This is a genomic window from Nocardiopsis chromatogenes YIM 90109 (assembly GCF_000341185.1).
Classification (GTDB): domain Bacteria; phylum Actinomycetota; class Actinomycetes; order Streptosporangiales; family Streptosporangiaceae; genus Nocardiopsis_A; species Nocardiopsis_A chromatogenes.
The window spans coordinates 1-3072 of record NZ_ANBH01000323.1 but is presented as its reverse complement, the minus strand read 5'-3'; the positions used below and the strand labels follow the sequence as shown (position 1 = coordinate 3072).

4 protein-coding genes are annotated in these 3072 nt (G+C 70.2%); all 4 read left to right on the top strand.

Annotated elements, in window-relative coordinates; translation table 11 throughout:
- The first annotated feature begins 312 nt into the window (after nucleotides 1-312).
- Nucleotides 313-489: a DUF2637 domain-containing protein gene (locus tag D476_RS39845; RefSeq protein ID WP_275041571.1), complete on the top strand. Its 177-nt coding sequence runs from the start codon at nucleotides 313-315 to the stop codon at nucleotides 487-489.
- Nucleotides 459-707, top strand: a complete 249-nt coding sequence (locus D476_RS39840) for a hypothetical protein (RefSeq protein WP_275041572.1) — start codon at nucleotides 459-461, stop codon at nucleotides 705-707. Before D476_RS39845 ends, D476_RS39840 begins: the two co-directional genes overlap by 31 nt.
- 370 nt (nucleotides 708-1077) lie before the next feature.
- A complete protein-coding gene (locus D476_RS0128510) occupies nucleotides 1078-2355 on the top strand; it encodes an MFS transporter (RefSeq protein WP_026123942.1) in 1278 nt (425 codons plus the stop codon).
- A 37-nt stretch (nucleotides 2356-2392) separates the two neighbouring features.
- The coding region (locus D476_RS0128505) for an alpha/beta fold hydrolase (protein ID WP_017627293.1) at nucleotides 2393-3072 on the top strand (680 nt) is incomplete at its 3' end.

The following is a 3072-nucleotide window of genomic DNA, read 5'->3' as shown; positions in this document are numbered from 1 at the left end:
TGGTATAGCGTTCACTGTCTCGACGGTCAGGGGCGGACCGGGGTTGACCGGTATGCCGGTCGATGGCCGGATTCGGCCGAGAGCCACCGGCCACTGGGGTCGGTGAGTACCATCGCGCCCTGGATACAAGGTGGGTCCCACGACGGTGCCGGAGGAGGACCGTCTCCTCGGCGTCTCCATTTCGTCTCCATGAGGGGGCCGTGGAGATCCCGTCTCCATGAGCCTCCGGGCGCCGCGGAGCACGGTAGTGCTCACCCGCGGACAGCGCCCGCGCGCGGTCGATGACCTGCAAGGGAGAACGAATCCTCCCACATGTTCGAACTCGCCCAGCGTCACGGCGAACCGGAGTGGAGGGCGGAGCTGTTCCCGCTGTCGGTGGACGGCATGATCGTCGCGTCCTCGATGGCGCTCCTTGCCGACGCCAGGAGGGGCAGCCGCGGGGGGTGCTCCCGTGGACGTTGCTCATCCTGGGCAGTCTGGCATCCCTAGCGGCGAACGTCGCGGTGGCCGAGCCGACGGTGTGGTCGGCGGTGATCCACGCTTGGCCGTCGTTCGCGCTGGCGGGCGCGTTCGAGCTGCTGATGCGCGAGTTCCGCACCGCCGCGAAGAGCGTACACACTGCGTCCGCAGCCGATGGGCAGGGCCACCTCGACGAGGCCCATAGCCAGCTAGGAACTCAATCGAGTGACAAGGACGTGCAGGTCTAGGGCCGTGGACACTGCCCGACCTCGGTGAACTCGCCGCGGGTGAGGGGCCTTCAACGTGGACGGCCTACGTAGGGCCGTAGAGACGGCGGTAGAAGCGAGGAACTACTGCTGTAGGTGCTTTGGGTCGTTCCACCGCCTGCATGTCCCGGCCCGGCCAGGACGGCGCCGCGGCGTCCGCACTGTTCATCATCCCCCATGAGGCGGTGAGATTTTGCGGAAACTCCTCTTGATGTTGGTGAAACGTATCACCTAGGTTAAACGACTAACCACGTGGCCGACCAGACCAGAGGCGGCGCGCAGGCCGCCGTGCGCTCAAGAGGAGAGTCCCGATGAACAGTCGCCCCAGACCCCTGCGTCCGCTCGGGAGCCGATGGTGAGCACTCGCACGGACGCCTCCTGGGCCCCGCGGCAGGCGGGGACGGGACGCAGTGGCCTTCGCCGGTTCCTGGGCATGTACGCGGTGGGCAACCTGGCGCTGTACGCCCTGTACCTCGGTGTGGTGCAGATCCTGCTGCCGACCCAGGTGGAGGCCTTCGACCCGGCGAACAAGGAGATGAACCTCGCCGTCGTCACCGGCGTCAGCGCGGTCTTCGCCACGCTGTTCAACCCCATCGGCGGGATGCTCTCCGACCGCACCCGCACCCGGTGGGGCCGTCGGAACCCGTGGATGATCGGAGCCGCCGCCGGGACCCTGCTGCTGCTCAGCCTGTTGGGCTTCGCCCCCGCGCTGTGGCTGCTCGCGGTGGGCTGGTGCGCCGCCCAGGCGATGGCCAATGTCTACCAGGCCGCCATCACCGCCACCGTCCCCGACCGGGTGCCCGAGAAGCGCCGGGGCAGCGCCTCGGCCGTCATGGGCATCGCCCAGTCGCTGGGCATGGTGGCCGGCAGCCTGCTGGCCGCGCGGTTCGTCGGCAACCTGGAACTGGGCTACGCGCTGTTCGGCGGTCTGCTGGTGGTGGCCTGCCTCCTGTTCGTCGGCCTCACCCGCGACCCGCGCGGCGATGAGCTGCCGCCCCGCGGCACCGGTGCCGGGGGCGGACTGTCCGCGCAGTTCAAGGGCTTCGGCCTGGCACTGCGCAACCGCGACTTCACCTGGGCCTTCACCAGCCGGGCGTTCATGATGATGGGCTTCTTCGCCGTCATGGGCTACCAGCTGTACATCCTCACCGACTACATCACGCTGCCCGAGGGGCTGGCCGCCCCCGACGCGGTGGGCCTGCTGACCCTCGCCAACACGGCGTGTACGGTCGTCTGCACCGCCGTCATCGGTCCCCTCTCCGACCGCATCGGCCGACGCAGGCCGTTCGTGCTGATCGCCGGGGCCATCGCCGCCGCGGCCACGCTGGTGCCGGTGTTCCTGCCCACGCTCACCGGGATGCTGGTGTGGGCGGCCATCGCCGGAGCCGGGTTCGGCGTGTTCATGGCCGCCGACCACGCCATCGTCACCCTGGTCCTGCCCGCGCGCGGTGACGCCGCCCGCGATCTGGGCGTGCTCAACATCGCCAACGCCGGCCCGCAGATCATCGCGCCGTTCGTCGCCGGAGGCATCGTGATCGCCTTCGGCGGCTACATGTACCTGTTCCTGGTCGGAGCGGTGCTCTCACTGATCGGCGCGATGGCCATCACCCGTGTACGCGGCGTCGCCTGACCGGCTCGCCCACACCACCCGCTGAAGAGAGCATCCAGTGAAACTGCACGTTGCGCAGAGCGGCACCGGCGCGCGCACCGCCATCCTGGTGCACGGCGCCATGGCCGACCACGCCACCTGGCACGCGGTGGCCGACGCCCTGGTGGCACGGGGCTATCACGTCCTCATGCCGGACCTGCGCGGCCACGGCCTGAGCCCGCGCGGGGCGTACGTCCCCGCCGCGGTCGCCGACGACCTCGTGGAGAGCCTGCCGCAGGGGGCGGACCTGGCCATCGGCCATTCCATGGGCGGTCTGGCGCTGTCGCTCGCCGTGGACCGGCTGCGGCCCCGGCGCGCGGTGTACTACGACCCCGGCTGGCAGTTCGGCGCCGTGACCCCCGGCGCGCTGAAGGGCATGCGGACGATGGTCGCCCAGGCCACCGCCGAATCCGTCAGCGCCATGAACCCGCGGTGGAGCGAGGCCGACGTTCAGGCCGAGCTGGAGGGCTTCGGCCGGTTCGACCCCGGCTTCTTCGACATGATCGAGGGCCTCGACGGCCGCGACCTCATCCCCGAGCGCCCCGTCGTGCCCTCGCTGGTGCAGCTGGCAGACCCCAGCTTCACCGTCACCGAGGAGGGCGCCCAGCGGCTCCGCGACCGTGGCTTCGAGGTCCGGGTGGTCGAGGGCACCGGCCACTGCTCCCACCGCGACGACTTCGACGGCTACATGGCCAGCCT